Below are 15,438 nucleotides of genomic sequence, written 5' to 3'. Positions count from 1 at the left end.
TCTGACTCCTCTAATGATGAAACTCTTTTCCAAATTCGCTTCATCATAAGGAATTCAGATTCCTTTTACTTCTTTTCTTATGTCGAACTCACGTTATTTGTAGATATCAGAGAGATCGTTTATTGGCTCAATTTTTTCATCTTTTTCACTAAATAATCCAAGCGTCATTTTTGAAGGGTTATTAAATCTAAGTCTGCAAATAGGTTTGCGATTGGTGTCATCAAGAAAGATGGCGCAATAGCTTTTTGCGTCCCTCATGGTTACCCTCTTAGGGTCAACACTTTCTCGAAGTATTGCGCGAATAATACGGAAACCTTCCATTTCCACATCTGTAGTTACTATTTCGTCTCCATCCGAACTATCAATTTTGATTTCGGTAGATGGCTCCATAGCCATTTTTAACCGTTCATTTATCTTCTCGCTAATGAGCTGATTAAATGCGCTTTTTGTTATCTGGGTAAATTGTTCTTTAACAGTCGGAGTAAATCGTTTACCGTTAATAACTTCGCTGCATAATATTTTGACAAAATCTTCTGATGGGCTTGTCATCCAGTCTGCCAAGATATTGCGTATTGCTCTTGTGTATTTTAGATCGCTAGCGGTATTCAGTATCTGCTCAACATTGAAAGCACTTTTGGTGAATTTCTTTAATTCTTCTACTTGCTGGTCTTTAAAATCAAGAATATTAAATTCAAAAAATGGCATTTCATCCATTTTGTTAGGTTGTTCGAGATCGGTAAAGAATCGATAAGAGATACCGTTAGTTAGGACGGCGAATCTGGCTTTAGTAACATGGAAATAGCGAAATAGCTGAGATGCGTGATTTATGTTGAGATCGCCTCCACTCTTCTTGCATTCAAACAAGATGATTGGTTCTGAGTCCATTAAAATCGCATAATCAACTTTCTCTCCTTTTTTGATGCCAACATCTGCATTTAGCTCGGGAGTTACTTCTAAGGGATCAAAAACGTTATAGCCTAATATCTGTATAAAAGGCATTACCATAGCGTTTTTTGTTGCTTCTTCGGTTTGTATTGAATCTTTTACTTTGGTTATTCGCAATGCCAATTCTCTGACTTGGTCTATAAGATCCATAAGCAATTTTCCCTGTTTAACGTATAGAAGAAAAAATTGCAAATATATCAACAAGAGGCAATTAGAACAAAACTATTTGTCATAAAAAATTATTTTTTATTTTTGAATTTATACCACTAAAGCCAAAGAAATTAATCAGACTTCTTAAAGCCTAAACTTTCAAACCCCGAGATTGTTGCAAATTTGGTAGAGTCAGTCATTGGCTTATCGGTTGATTCATTAGCGGGTGTTGCTGTGTTTTCCATGCTGCATTCTCCAATCAATAATAGTTAAAGAATGCTTATTTATTACCCAGTAAAAATTTTTGACGGTACTTTTGACGGTATTTTTCAAAAATTGAAAATATATATTATTTAATATCAATTACTTTTAAATACTTTTCGGTTACGGCTCCGGCACCACAAGTCAATGATTTATAAAAAATTATCCGCAATATAAAAATTCTGGTGCATCAGTCGTGCATCAAAAATTAACTGCTCTTTCCAATCTTCTGGTTTTCAACCAGCTTTCGCCCCAAGGGGTAGAGAATTGAACCTAAAAACGGTTTTTAGGTTGAACCCACAGAAATTAAAAAACCCGCGCGAGGTGGGTTATTGCAACAATTTACTCAAGAGTGATGCAACGTTGCATTTTTTAATATCTAATCCGGTATCGTCTCCAGAACTCAACAATTTTATTAGAACGATTCTTTTATAAAGGGAATTGAATAGCTATTCTTCTTTTCTTCCTCTTTGCTTTATTCTTTTCAGATTGTTCAGCTTGTATTCATGATCTCCAGTATAAAGTTATCACCAACAGAAGAAATTCTGATCAATAAAAAAATCAAGGAGGTATAACATGAAAACAAGAACTAAAATGAACTCGTCAGTGAAATTATTATCTGCAATGTTGTTAAGCGTTACTTTAGCGACTCCAATGGTGGTTGAAGCAGGACGAGGCCATCATCGCCACCATCATCATGACCATCATCGCCACCATCATCATGACCATCATCGCCACCATCATCATGACCATCATCGCCACCACCATCATGACCATCATCGCCACCATCATCATGACCATCATCGCCACCACCATCATGACCATCATCATCACAACACACAAAATATTTATTATAACCAACCCTCTTATCCACCCGTATACGGTGGCGGCTATTACCGTCCAGCACCGGGTAACTTTTTCTTAGGAGTTAATACAGGAAATGTTGGTCTTATGTTGTCGGGCTATTAAGCCGGATATTTCACCAAGCGGATGTCTATATCGCGAGCATGAGTATTTTTACGGATAGCTTTCAAAATTATGAAAGTAACATTGGCTTGTATTAATAATTTCTATTTTATATGTGGAAACTTTATAAAATAAAGATTGTATCTAGATACAGAAGAAAGAGCGTGAAATTTTGCTCATCTGCTATTAAATAAATGGTGTGTATCTTGTAATCATCAACAAAAAGAAAATAGGATATGAAATTTATGAAAATCTTAACAGAATTAACCCTGATAGCATTACCAAGTTTGTCATTTACAAAAACACCCTATTGGGTTGAAGATTGGGACGATTGCGATGAGTGGGATGATTGCTGATCAGTTTATTAAAAATAAACCAAGTATCTGATATCCAGGAAGCTTTCTTTATTCTCTAGGAGCTATGTTCGTACTCCTAGACAATTATGCAGATAGGCACAGGATACTGTTTCATTTACGGAGTAACCCTAAATCTAATGATTTAATCGGCGCGCGCCTAACCTTTCTTTCCTAAATATTCTTAGGAAAAGTAAAAAAGTACTTATTGATATCTAGCAAGAAAAATTGACGGTATTCTTAAAGCCCGAAGAATAAGAATCATTATGTTAGAATGTTTTTGTGATATTTTGCGGTTATGGTTCCAGCACCAGCTTAACATTCAAAGAAACTCAAAATATTCTATAACCCCTTAATATTCAAGGATTAGTTAATTATTTTATATGATAATCCATTAACTAATAATAACTGCCAGTAAATTGTTGGTATATTTATTAGCATTTGCTAATATCAAAATTCAGATATCAACAAATTACCAAACCCTAAGTCTAAGTAATATTTAGAGATTTTTATATTTTAAACCAGCCAACGTTTACTAATTTGCATCTAATATTTGAACGCTATTTTAATGAAAAGAGCATTTACAATGAAAAAATTACTTTTTGCCATTTTAGTTTCTATGATGTTTGCAAGTAACCTTTATGCAAAAAAAAGCAAGGGCAACGTATCAAAAGGTGCATTCAGCTCCAAGCAAAGCACTTCTCAATCTGCTCCCGCACAACAAAAGAGCACTAATACACCGAATTCTTCGGCATCAGCTCAAACGCAGGATACCGCGCCTAGCAAATCTGCGCCCTCACCAGCAACCAGTTCAAGCGCATCTACATCAGCACCAACATCTAGTGCAGCCGCACCTAGTGCAGCAACACCTAGCGCAGCAACACCTACCGCAGCGACACCTAGCGCAGCGACACCTAGCGCACCAGCTGGAAATCCATCATTACTTCAATCAATGATGCCAGCTTTAGTAGGTGGCGCAGTTGGAAGCTATGTCGGCAGCAAATTGGCCGATGATGGAGGCAATGAAAAACCAGCAGAAGGAAATGAAGCAAAGAAAGAAGAAGAGTTTTTAAAGCCATAAGCATATTATGGCATCACCCATTTGATCACGAAGAAACCACCAAGGAGGATATGCTTTCTTAGGTGGTTTCTAATCTGAATTCATAAAAAGGATTCAGATTAAAAATCAAGTTCCCGGATAGAATCAATCTGCTCAATGCTTGATAGTTGATGAGTTTTCGGAAGCAAAAGCGGCCTCAAGTCGCTGGATAACTTTACCACTTTCCAGTTCTGCGCTCAGCCAGGCATTCACCTTTGCAATCAAGTCTGGATCGCGTGCCAGTAAAAGCGCCTTATCATTCTGAGTGAAGATCTCAGCGGTCGCTCGGCACAGCCTGGGATCGCGCAGTGTCTGCAAATTCACCTCCACATCGTCAGTCACCATCACATCTGCTCGGCCGGTAGCGATTTCCTCAAATATTGTCCGATTATCGGCGTGCAAAATAGGCTGCACATTGTGCAAGTGATCTCGAACAAAGCGCTCGTTTGTCCCACCGGGATTTACGATCACACGCACACTCGCTTGATTGATCTCGCTCAGTAAATCAAATTGCGCCTCAGTTCCACATCGCACGATTGGTGTTTTGCCGCCCCGATGATACGGTATAGAAAACATCCCGATTGCGGCCCGTTCAGCAGTGACACTGATTCCTCCGATCGCTAGATCGAAGCGGTCGTCCTGATAATCAGTCATCAACGTAAGCCAGCTCGTTCGAATGAATTGAGGCTCGGCACCAAGAAAAGCCGCAAGCGAAATTGCTGAAGCGACGTCAGCACCAATAAGCGCTCCCTTTGACTCCAGTGTAAAAGGCGCATAGTCACCTGTCGTGCCAATTCGCAGTATCCTGCTCGCTGCAATTCGCTTCAGCACCGGAACCGGCGACAGTCGCAATCGCGAGAGCACATCAAACAGCGCGCTTATATCCCGTTCATCTACACCTCGCCCTGTAATGCTGCCCGCTGATCTCGCATAATAGGTATGGAAATCCTTTCGCTGAAATTCGGGCATCGCAAGATAAATGGCCTGCATCAATCGAGCGCTTATCTCATTCAATTGCGGACGCAGCTCAGTACTCAGATCGCGCGAAGCTAGCGGGGATGCAACATTTGCAGTGCGCCACTGATCGATGAACCGCTGTTGCATTTCACGCGCAAGTCGCATCTGCAAAGCAAACAGCTCCCGTGCTGGTTCGGCGGAAATACCGAGTGTCTGTGCCTGCACTACAACCGCCTCGAGCACAGAGTGTTCACGAGCAACATCAAGAACTGGAACGTGGTGCAGATATTTCCATGCGGCGACCGCTTGCATCAGCTCAAGACGCTTGTCGATCAGAACGAAGACCTGCCGAACTTGCGCTTCATGGTCGACAAAGCCAACCTGGGCGGTTGCTGCGCCCGTTAGCGCAAGTAAGATACCCAGGATGCAGTAGATTTTTAAAACTCCACTACGCCAAATTAATGTAGCGCCTATAATTGATAACTGTTTTCTAAAGGATAAATCCATTTTTAGGGTAGTCACCAGCCTGAAACGAATGACGATTCATAGAAAATGTTCCTTTAATATAAAAGCCGCTTTTAGGTTTAACTGTTTGAATCGATATCTTGTAACAGCGTTGCCCGGGTAAATCCTTGCCAGTTACGCGCGAACGCGTCGATAATCGCCAAAGTCTTCTCAGTCAGACTGGTAACAGCCGTAGTAAAGTTTTTCTCGAACTCGCTCGGCGAATCGGGATGAATGTCGATAAGATTGGTTACTGACTTGATGGCGAACATAGGCGTGTCAGTGATATACCCCACCCAAGCGACGGCAGTAGCTTCCATTTCCTTAAGAATCGCGCCATGAGCTGCGATCGCCGCCAGATCCTGATCAATAAAATCAAGTGAGTTGCCGCTAGAAATATTGCCGAGCGGAAGACTAAGCTCACGTGCCAAATAGCTAACATCAAGTGACGGATAAGCGCCTTCCCCGAATTTATCCCACCCGGGAAGTGGAATGCGATGGTCATGAAAGTAAAAGGCTGAGTCGCTTAAATAAACCCTTCCTATGAAGGCTCCATGTTTAGCAAAACTACCGGCTGTACCGGCGCTCACCAAAATATCGGGCTGAAATTCCCTTACAGTTGCAAATGCAGCGACCGCTGCTGGCTCTGTGCCGATGCTATCGACTTGATAGCGAGGATCCTTTCCTGGAATGGTAATAGTAAGTTCAAAGGAACATGTTGAGTGATCTTGATAAATGCCTCGGTAGAACTTCAGCGGCAGACGTTTATAAAACGGCTGTGGAACAAATGGTCTCAATCCCAAAGCATCGATCAAACCCTGTGCCTCGGATTCCATCGCCATGATAAAGGAAAGCTTAGGCATACGCGCAATTAGTGGCTGAAATCAGGCCGGAAAAAGAACAGGAAAGCGTGAATGACTCAGGTTAGCAAACGATCCTATTAGTCTATAGGAGAAATAAGCACCTTTTTACTAAACTGCTAATGAATCGATTCAATAATGACTACTTTTAAAAGAATGGCGCGCCCGGCAGGATTCGAACCCACGACCACTTGGTTCGAAGCCAAGTACTCTATCCAACTGAGCTACGGGCGCTATCTTTTCCTCAATTTTATACGAATATTATAGCAAGTATCTTGCTTGGCAAAAATTAAAGTTTTTCCGAGATTGAGCGAGCGGACATCAGGCAGCAGCTATCCGGCATAAATAACTGGTGGTATGGCTACATTCCCGACGCCGAACTGCCGTCCCCGCCTTGAACTTAGATTTCTCGGCTGATTGCGCACATTCTGAGCACCGGACTGCTACTTACCTCCAGAGTAACAAGCCGCTGAATGCACCTGAATTGCCTTGTAAAAAATGTTTAGTAAAATCTCCCTGCTTAAAGCGCAAAATTACCGCTTCAGCGTGAGCGCCCATTCGTGAAGCGCCTTGAGTAATCCCCGGATATGCTCGCGCGTTGCTTCGTCAATTAATCTGCCATTCTGATCAAAAACATTCTGTGCATTGCCAATCATCACCTCTGGCCGGTTAAGCAATCGCACATCCAGGTATACTACAGTTTGACGCAAATGATATTGAGCGCGTGCCGTGCCGAAACGGCCGGGGCTGGCGCCCATTACCGCAGCAGGCTTACCAGAAAAAGGCTGTTCGGGTGGACGCGAGACCCAATCAATTACATTTTTGAGCACACCGGACATGGAGTAGTTATATTCCGGTGTCACAAAAAGCAGTGCATCAGCTACTCGAATTTGCTCACGCAAGCGCTCCACTGGCGAGGGGAATCCCTTAGCGTAGACATCTTCGTTATACAGCGGGATTTCCGTGATATCCGCTATGGCAATATGCATCTGCGCAGGCGCAAGATGCACTGCCTCTCGCAGGGCTGCGGTATTATAAGAGCCTTGCCGCAAGCTACCAGAAATACCCAGCACATTGATTTCATTTGATCTCACCATGATTCTCCTTCGTTAATATGCTAATGATCCTAACAGCGATTTTTAGGATAATCCTTCAGCGTGAGAAAGAGAGCCCTTCACGACTGAATTTCAGAAAAAATAACCTTTGCGGCTGAACCCTTACTCAGCCACGGTTCGAAGCTATGCTCAATTCATTCACTTATTCGCCTTGTGATTGCAGTATAAGCGGTGAAAAGATTACGGTAATCGGGAATATGATTAGAAAACAGGGTGCCGAGACCATCTATGTCATTTCGCCAGTCACGGTGCAGCTCACAAGCCACCCCAAACCAGCTCATCAACTGGGCGCCTGCTGCTGCCATGCGGCTCCACGCTGCCTCGCGCGTCACCTCATTGAAAGTACCTGAGGCATCCGTCGCCACAAATACCTCAAATCCCTCTTCCAAAGCAGAAAGCACAGGAAATGCCACACAAACTTCAGTCACGACGCCAGCGATAATCAACTATTTTCTACCCGTTTGTCTGACCGCTTTAACAAAATCTTCGTTATCCCATGCATTAATTTATCCAGGGCGTGCGATGTAGGGCGCATCCGGAAAGGTTTGTTTTAATTCCGGCACCAGCGGGCCATTTGGGCCATCCTCAAAACTGGTGGTTAGTATGGTTGGTAATTTAAAATACTTGGCTAAATCAGCTAAAGCCAATACGTTATTCTTGAATCTATCCGGCTCGAAATCAGGTACCAATGACAGCAACCCGGCCTGATGATCGACCAGTGCGACGAGCGCATTGTTTTTATCGAGGCAATAATAAGTATTACTCATTTTATTCCTCCTTATAATGTATAAAAGAAGACAGTATCAACGCTGAGAATCCATTAATTCACCCTCTCTGGCGACTTGTTGCGCTTTCTGGTAACTCTCGATCAATAGCTGATAATGGGGGGCATAGCGCCTGAGTAAACTTGAGCCCACTCCATGGCATTTGGTCGACTCCATGATTTTTGTAATTCTGCCAGCACCGCCATGGTATCGATCGGCACTACGCCTGCCTGGGTTAAACGAGCGACCGTCACATCCGTTGCCATTTGAGACACGCTACCTGAGGCATCGATTACCGCGAAAACCCTATATCCCTCATGAACCGCGCTGAAACAGGGAAATGCCAGGCAAACGCTTGTCAGGGTGCCCGCTATGATTAGTGTTTTGCGTTTGGTTGCTTTTACTGCAGCAACAAAATCAGAGTTATCCCACACATTGACCTCACTGCGGCGAGCAATGTATTGGGCATGCGGCGCAAACTGATGAACTTCTGGAATAAGTGGTCCGTTTGGGCCTTGCGGAACCGATGCTGAGGTGATGACGGGAATTTTCTCCGCAGTTGCTGCCTTGGCTAGAGCGGTTACATTAGCTCGTAGCTCAAGAAGGGGAATATCTTTGACAATCTGAAACAAACCGCTTTGATGGTCAATCAGTAACATTGCCGCATCGCTCGGATCGATCGTTGGTATTCTTCCATCGAAATTGAGTGGTATATTCATTGTCATATCTCCTTCCAATTAAATTATCCCAGTGAATAACCCTCTCAGCTAACTGACTGAGAGGGAAAAGCCTAATGGGGTAACTGCCCGAAATGTCCGCTATTAAAATCTGCGATCGCCTGATCGATTTCAGCCTGGCTATTCATAACGAAAGGACCTTGTCCAACAACCGGTTCATCAATCGGTTCACCACTGAGCAGAAGCGCCACCACATTCTCCTGGATGCTGCTAATCGATAGCGTTTCACCACTGCGATCGAGCGATACCATTTGCGCTGCTTTTACTTGCGTTTCCCCGTTGACCAATACTGCTCCATGCAAAACGATGAGTGCTGCACTCCAGCCCTCGGGTAACGATAACTCGGCTGACTTTCCGTGGTGCAAGCGCAAGTCCCAAACATTCATGGGTGTAAACGTGCGTGCAGGCCCTGCATGACCTTGGTAGTTGCCGGCAATCACGCGCACAATACCTGCCTCCTCAGGTAGCATAACCACTGGAATGTCTGTTTTGAGGAGCGTCTGATAGTGCGGTGCAGTCATTTTGTCCTTGGCAGGCAGATTGACCCAGAGCTGCACCATCTCCAGCCGGCCACCCGCACGTGTAAATGACTCGGAGTGAAATTCTTCGTGCAGAATACCCGAGCCCGCAGTCATCCATTGCACATCGCCAGGGCCAATCAACCCACCCTGGCCGGTTGAATCCCGATGCGCCACTTCACCATGGTAAACAATGGTGACTGTTTCAAAACCACGGTGTGGATGTTGCCCTACCCCACGCGCCTGCTCGGCAGGCGCAAGATCAATTGGACCTGCATAATCCAGCAGCAAAAACGGACTCAGTAATTTTCCATGGTTACGATAAGAAAACAGCGATCGTACCGGGAAACCGTCGCCTACCCAATGGAGAGGAGGCGCATCATAAACACTCAAAATAGTTTTCATAGTCATCTCCTGCATTGTTTGTTCGGTATTTGGATAAGATCAATGTACAGCAGAACAATCATCTGTCACGTCAAAGGCAAGAGTACTGCAGGCCTCCAGGCACTTGCAATACAAAACGCAACTATTTCAGATCCAATTCCTTTTAGCGAAGGTCGCATAAAAAAAGCGAGTGGACTCCTCCACCCGCTTTTTGTGTAACTAACTGAGTCTGATTAATGACCCGTTGTAGCGAACCAGGCACCAGTAGGAGCAGGTTCGGGGTTACCCACAAAAATGATTGGTGCGATACAAGGTTTAGGCAACTCAACCTGTGCTTCGATTTTTGCATTTCCGGCTGCAGTGGCTGGGAAGGGAACAGTCATCATATTAACCATTTCTGCGTTACCCATGGCATCCTTAGTCATGCAACTCACAATGGCTACGAAATTTGGAATGGGGTTTGTACCGCCAGTGCCAGCTTGCATGACTGCTTGATCAGTCGGGTCAAGTACCAGCCCGGTAACTGTAATCTCAAGTCTGCCAGTAGTTGTCAATTTACCGGTGGCTGTAGCTATAACCCAGGGTAATCCACCACCAGGCACACCGCGGATCGCGTGCATTGGACCTGTGAAAGGCCTGGGAACAGCAGCCATCGTCTGGAACTCCAAGATATTAAGTACCGCTGGAGCCATCCCGGGGGCACTAGGTTGAGGTTGCGCGGGAGCCGCAGGTTGCGCAGGGGCCATAGGTGGAGCTACCTGGGCCACAGCTAGCACAGATAGCATTATACCAACCAAGAAAGCGCTCAAAAATAGGATTACAGATGATAGTGGACTAAGCAAACGATTTTTCATGTCTTTATTCCTTATATTTTGATATCAGGATAATAAGTCCTGTATTTTTAGATATATCACCAAAATCAGTTTTGCATTTCTTTCGATCGAATTTCAGATATCGTTTTCTTCCTTAGTGATCGGATCAGCAAGTAAAAGGAAACAATCAACGAAGCAGATCGGCATCAGAAATAGATCAAAAGCAAAACTGATCAAACCAATCCAGCTTTTATTGCCAGATCATGTTAAGAAATAATAAATAGATAGACAATAATGCATATGCATACAATTTTTATTTCTCAGTAGCAGGTATACCAAAAAAACTATGCCATTTGGTTATTACGTGATTGATTCGCCCAGATAAAGTGGGAGTGAAGTAATTCTATTTCTAAATTAAACCTGACTTTGTCGGCTTCTCCTTGCCGTATTATTTATACCTGCTGCGGCTCGCCTTCGTATCATGTTTAATTTGCAAATGGAATAAGCTGGTCTTTTTGTAGTAATAAAAGGAACGTCTATTACTCTTTTTAGCTGCAGTGCAAGTGGTGTTTTGGGAGACTCACGACTCGTTGCGCCAGATCTAGTCATCGCTGTCAAACAGGCGATTGGCTTCTGCTAGCCCCCAGCTTCCCGCTGAGTAAGTGGAAATAAATTCACGTTCCACCAGAAAGATTGATGCAACAGGCGATTGAGCATCTGCACAGATTCGAGGTCTTCACCAAAGGTTTTTTCGATCATAACCCGGCTCATGCCGCGCGGCTGGCGTAAAATCAATTGGACCTGCATAATCCAGCAATAAAAACGGACTCAGTAATTTTCCATGATTACGATAAGAAAACAGTGATCGCACCGGGAAGCTGTCGCCTACCCAATGGAGAGAAGGCGCATCATAAATACCTAGAATCGTTTTCCTCACCACCTCTTTACATGGTTTATCTGATTAGAAAACAATAAGCAATCAATGCCTGAGTCCTATCAGATAGCTCGCTTTTCTTTCATCAATCACGATGGTTTTTGGGAATTGCCTGCAAATGTTTGCCTGCAAGTGGCGTTACAGCGTGCGTCACGCGCGGTGGCGTTGCGCCACGGTGCAAGGCAACGATTTTATCTTGCAGGATTTTGTCGGCGGCGGATACACGGGCATGCTGGCGCAAATGCGCAAGCCAGGATTCAACCGTGAACATCTCGATAAATCGTCCATGATCCTCGACATCCTCAAAAAATCCCCACTGAATAGCACCGTCGCGGCGGCGGATGATCCCCAGCTCCCGCATCAACAAGCTAAACGCATCGCGATCCGCATCGTCGATACGATATTCCAGCGTGATCAGAACGGGCCCATGATCGTGTGAAACGAACGTGCTCACAGCAGGTTCGGTCCAATGACCAGACGGTGTATGATCATGATATTCGCCCAGATTAAGCTTGAACCGCACTGTGATAGGAATCAGAAAAAGGGCCAGCAATCCTGACACTGTTAGGGCCAGCGACAAACCGGCAACGGCTGCTGCCTGCCCCCAACCCAGCGAACCAGCTGTCATCGCGCCAAAAAGCACCATCTGAAAAATGGCCAGGCCACGCGCGCGCACCCAATCTGGTAGCGCCACCTGCGCTGAAACGTTCAACGATGCCACTGCTATGATCCATGACACGCCGCCTATCAATCCGGCGGCAATACCGATGCCTGTGTATTCACCATAGGCGAACATCAGCAAGCACAGTGCTGTTCCTGCCGTCGCCAGCATCATGCTCTTATCCGCACTCACATGTTTTTTCATCACCGGCAGCAGGAATGCGCCTGCCACTGCGCCAATTCCCAGCGCAGTCAGCAAAATGCCATAAAAACTGGGGCCGCCCTGGAACATATCTTTTGCCACCAAGGGCAGCAATGCCCAGTAAGCAGAAGCGCAAATGAAAAAGGCCAGAGCGCGAATCAAGGTATGGCGCAGCGGCGTGCTATGCAGCGCAAAACGAACACCTGCGCGCATGGCGCCGGCCAAGCGCTCTCGCGGCAGCGCATCGGTTTGCGTCGCGGCGGCATGCCACCATACCAATGCTGCCACCACAGCAAGATAGGAGACGGCATCAAGCAGCACCGTCGCTACAGCACCTGCCGCCGCTATAATAAAACCACCCAATGCAGGGCCGATAGCACGGGCGGCATTGACACTTACCCCATTCAAGGCGATGGCGGGAGCCAGTGCATCCCGTGGCACAAGGCGCGGAATGATCGCCTGCCATGCGGGTGTAGCGAAAGCCGATCCCGCACCGGTTATGAAAGTGAACAACAGCAAGACCCAGGCATTGACACCGTCTTTCCATAGCAGGCCGGCAAAAAGAAAAAGCACCACTGCCAGCATAATCTGTGACCATAGCAACAACTTGCGGCGATCAAAGAGATCGCCCAGTGCCCCTGCAGGAAGCGCAAACAGGAAGATTGGCAAGGCTGTTGCCGCCTGCACCATCGACACCATCAAAGGTGATGGCGACAGCTCTGTCATCACCCAGCCGGAAGTGACATTGAACATCCAGGTGCCGATATTCGAGATCAGCGTCGCTGTCCACAACACCGTGAAAACGCGATGTTTGAATGGAGAAAATGCCGATCCACCCATTCCCCCTCCTCCTGGCATGATCAATAGGCAAAGCAGCCGCAGCCGATAGCCCACGGATGGTTAAAGCTGGGTCTCTTCTGTTGCCCCTGTTGTCCTCTAAGGCCCAGCCAGTAGGACAACTTGCCGTCATGTCCATGCAGGTGATCATGACGACACCCTAACGCCATGGAAGCGCTGGCGATGACAGACGCAGAACTGGCATTAGCCTGCTGATAGCCACCAAAATGGCGCACTGGTGACCAGTCGGGGCTGACCGGTGGTAAAGGCATGTCATGCGACTTGAATTCCGCATCGGCATAGACGATTTTACCGCCCACCACGGTCATGACAGCGGTGATGTCCTTGATGGCTTCCTCCGGCACCGTCATAAAATCATGTGACAGCACTGCGAAATCGGCATATCTGCCAGGCATCAAAGCACCCTTGACCTTTTCCTCATTAAATTTATAGGCACTGCCCAGTGTCCAAAGACGCAGGGCTTCTTCGCGCTCCAGCCGGTTGGCATCGCCATAAAGCGGCAGGCCGCCGACCGTCTTGCCGGTCACCAGCCAGTAGAGCGATACCCAGGGGTTATAGCTGGCAATGCGCGTCGCATCGGTCCCGCCACCCACTCGGATGCCCATAACGAGCATTTTGCGGATGGGTGGGCTGTGCTCTGCGGCAAGCTTGCCGTAACGATCAACAAAATACTCACCTTGAAAAGCTATGCGGTGCTGCACAGCAACGCCGCCATTCAAACGTTGAATACGTTCCAGATTTTTTTCACTAACGGTTTCGGCATGATCGAAGAACCAGCGTATATCACCAAATAGGGTGTCCCGGTTGATCGTTTCGAAAACATCCAGAGCGCGGCCGATGGTTTCGTCATAGGTCGCATGCAAACGGAATGGCCAGCGATTTTCCACCAGGAAGCGCACGACCTCGCCCAGTTCTTTTTCCATATTGGCTGCCATATCAGGGCGTGGTTGCAGGAAATCTTCAAAATCGGCAGCTGAAAATACCAGTATTTCACCCGCGCCATTATGGCGCAGATACTCATCGCCGCTATAGGGCTTGACCATTCCTACCCATTTTTTGAAGTCCGCCAGTTCGTCGCTCTTATTCTGTGTGAATAAATTATAGGCAATGCGTACTGTCATCTGCCCGTCTTCATGCAGTTTCTCAATGACTTCGTAATCCTCCGGGTAGTTCTGATAGCCACCACCCGCGTCAATGCAGCTCGTCACACCCAGGCGGTTCAATTCACGCATGAAATGGCGTGTTGAATTGATCTGGTCGCTCATCGGCAACTTGGGTCCCTTAGCCAAGGTCGCATACAAAATGCCAGCGCATGGATCTCCTTATCCGAGCCAATGGCTGACACAAATCCGCCTGTCAACGCAATCGCCATTACTTCAGGGTGGTTCTCGTCCAGTGTGGTAATCTTGCCGTTGTAAAAAATCACATCAGGTTCACTATTTGCCATAGCATGGACCTCCTTTGAAAACAGATTGAGATAGCACTCCGTCAGCAAGCCTGTCCCCAGCAGCATGCTGCGCTGCATAAAAATTCTGCGTTTCAGGTTGTCGATAAAAGGATTTTTTTCATAAGTGATTCTCCCTCAGGCTCAGAGACAGATGAATGATATGAATCATGATCTGGACACTAGAATAACTGAAAAAGAATGATCAAGGAATCTGAATCGCAGAATTAGAACTTATAGGTAAGCCAGGTCGTGAAGAAATCGACCGAGCTATTTCCTGGACTGGTATCGAAGAAGAGTCCTGGAAAAAAGTGCACATAGCTGGCCAGCATAGTCACGTGCCGCATGAGATCCCAGGTCACTGTCACTGCAGGGGAGCTGCCTGAGAACTGCTCCTGATTAGGCTAAACTGAGCGAATGGGCAAAGTTGCGATCGAATAGAGTGCATCATGAGGGCTTTCTCGCCAGAAGAATCCCCAGTCCAACGTTAATCTGAGTTTCTTAGGGTCTGTTGACATTTCACACAGGTAGCCACAGATACCCGCATGCCATGGCAACCATACTTTCATAATTTCTCTTTAGTTTGTCGTATCGTGTTGCCACTGCCCGATACTGTTTTAGTCGGGCAAAAGCGTTTTCCACCAAGTGTCGATATCTATACAAGCCCCAATCCATATCTGCGTTACCCTTCAACGAATTGCGCTTTCCTGGAATCACAGCCCTGGCTCCCTTCTTTATTATCTGCTCACGTATACACTCACTGTCATAGCCCTTATCCGCTACAATCGCTTGTGCATCAGGTAACTTGGCAATCAGCTGTGGTGCTACAGAACAATCATTCACTTCTCCACCAGTAATCTCAAACTCAACTGGTAAACCACAACCATCAACTGCCAAATGAATCTTTGTAGTGTT

14 protein-coding genes, 1 tRNA gene and 2 pseudogenes are annotated in these 15,438 nt (G+C 46.0%); 1 reads left to right on the top strand and 16 read right to left on the bottom strand.

What is annotated here, in order from left to right; all coding sequences use genetic code 11:
• Positions 1 to 93 precede the first annotated feature (93 nt).
• Both BLV54_RS12310 and BLV54_RS16175 read right to left on the bottom strand, forming a co-directional pair.
• A complete protein-coding gene (locus BLV54_RS12310) occupies positions 94 to 1,095 on the bottom strand; it encodes a type I restriction endonuclease (protein ID WP_090571950.1) in 1,002 nt (333 codons plus the stop codon).
• A gap of 898 nt (positions 1,096 to 1,993) precedes the next feature.
• Positions 1,994 to 2,263 carry a hypothetical protein gene (locus tag BLV54_RS16175; protein WP_176969766.1) on the bottom strand — a complete coding sequence of 90 codons (270 nt, stop codon included), beginning with the start codon at positions 2,261 to 2,263 and terminating at the stop codon, positions 1,994 to 1,996.
• 965 nt (positions 2,264 to 3,228) lie between these two features.
• Between BLV54_RS16175 and BLV54_RS12300 the strand changes: the two genes are divergently transcribed.
• Complete coding sequence (locus BLV54_RS12300; protein ID WP_176969765.1) at positions 3,229 to 3,756, top strand: hypothetical protein; 528 nt, start codon at positions 3,229 to 3,231, stop codon at positions 3,754 to 3,756.
• Positions 3,757 to 3,888: 132 nt separating this feature from the next.
• Here BLV54_RS12300 and aroQ read toward each other — a convergent pair whose 3' ends face one another.
• From aroQ to BLV54_RS12235, 14 genes and pseudogenes are all read right to left on the bottom strand, one after another.
• The gene (aroQ, locus tag BLV54_RS12295) at positions 3,889 to 5,238 is read right to left on the bottom strand and encodes a gamma subclass chorismate mutase AroQ (protein WP_090571947.1); all 1,350 of its coding nucleotides are present in this window, start codon (positions 5,236 to 5,238) and stop codon (positions 3,889 to 3,891) included.
• A 77-nt stretch (positions 5,239 to 5,315) separates the two neighbouring features.
• On the bottom strand, positions 5,316 to 6,077 hold the full coding sequence (locus BLV54_RS12290) for a phosphorylase family protein (RefSeq protein ID WP_176969764.1): 762 nt from the start codon (positions 6,075 to 6,077) through the stop codon (positions 5,316 to 5,318).
• Positions 6,078 to 6,252: 175 nt separating this feature from the next.
• Positions 6,253 to 6,329, bottom strand: a tRNA-Arg gene (locus BLV54_RS12285).
• Between the two features lie 299 nt (positions 6,330 to 6,628).
• Positions 6,629 to 7,192 carry an NADPH-dependent FMN reductase gene (locus BLV54_RS12280; RefSeq protein WP_090571945.1) on the bottom strand — a complete coding sequence of 188 codons (564 nt, stop codon included), beginning with the start codon at positions 7,190 to 7,192 and terminating at the stop codon, positions 6,629 to 6,631.
• A 152-nt stretch (positions 7,193 to 7,344) separates the two neighbouring features.
• Positions 7,345 to 7,977 (bottom strand): annotated as a pseudogene (gene ycaC / locus BLV54_RS12275) (isochorismate family cysteine hydrolase YcaC).
• A gap of 101 nt (positions 7,978 to 8,078) precedes the next feature.
• A complete protein-coding gene (locus tag BLV54_RS12270) occupies positions 8,079 to 8,693 on the bottom strand; it encodes a hydrolase (protein WP_218132393.1) in 615 nt (204 codons plus the stop codon).
• A 71-nt stretch (positions 8,694 to 8,764) separates the two neighbouring features.
• The gene (locus BLV54_RS12265) at positions 8,765 to 9,634 is read right to left on the bottom strand and encodes a pirin family protein (protein ID WP_090571944.1); all 870 of its coding nucleotides are present in this window, start codon (positions 9,632 to 9,634) and stop codon (positions 8,765 to 8,767) included.
• Between the two features lie 212 nt (positions 9,635 to 9,846).
• Positions 9,847 to 10,467, bottom strand: coding sequence for a hypothetical protein (locus BLV54_RS12260; RefSeq protein ID WP_090571943.1), 621 nt, complete (start codon positions 10,465 to 10,467; stop codon positions 9,847 to 9,849).
• Positions 10,468 to 11,061: 594 nt separating this feature from the next.
• The gene (locus BLV54_RS15685) at positions 11,062 to 11,184 is read right to left on the bottom strand and encodes a hypothetical protein (RefSeq protein WP_176969763.1); all 123 of its coding nucleotides are present in this window, start codon (positions 11,182 to 11,184) and stop codon (positions 11,062 to 11,064) included.
• 19 nt (positions 11,185 to 11,203) lie between these two features.
• Positions 11,204 to 11,362, bottom strand: a pseudogene (locus tag BLV54_RS16975) (pirin family protein); the annotation flags it as partial.
• Between the two features lie 82 nt (positions 11,363 to 11,444).
• Positions 11,445 to 13,061 carry an MFS transporter gene (locus BLV54_RS12250; RefSeq protein ID WP_256329452.1) on the bottom strand — a complete coding sequence of 539 codons (1,617 nt, stop codon included), beginning with the start codon at positions 13,059 to 13,061 and terminating at the stop codon, positions 11,445 to 11,447.
• Between the two features lie 20 nt (positions 13,062 to 13,081).
• Positions 13,082 to 14,344: an amidohydrolase gene (locus BLV54_RS12245; protein ID WP_090571942.1), complete on the bottom strand. Its 1,263-nt coding sequence runs from the start codon at positions 14,342 to 14,344 to the stop codon at positions 13,082 to 13,084.
• Positions 14,341 to 14,526: a hypothetical protein gene (locus BLV54_RS12240; protein WP_090571951.1), complete on the bottom strand. Its 186-nt coding sequence runs from the start codon at positions 14,524 to 14,526 to the stop codon at positions 14,341 to 14,343. The genes BLV54_RS12245 and BLV54_RS12240 overlap by 4 nt, the downstream gene beginning before the upstream one ends.
• Before the next feature lie 516 nt (positions 14,527 to 15,042).
• Positions 15,043 to 15,438, bottom strand: a 396-nt coding sequence (locus BLV54_RS12235) for an IS5 family transposase (RefSeq protein WP_143032507.1), incomplete at its 5' end; no start/stop codon positions are given.

Source organism: Nitrosomonas sp. Nm33 (assembly GCF_900107265.1).
Lineage (GTDB): Bacteria > Pseudomonadota > Gammaproteobacteria > Burkholderiales > Nitrosomonadaceae > Nitrosomonas.
Note: the sequence above shows the minus strand (reverse complement) of the source record. Positions and strands in the feature narration are given on the sequence as shown.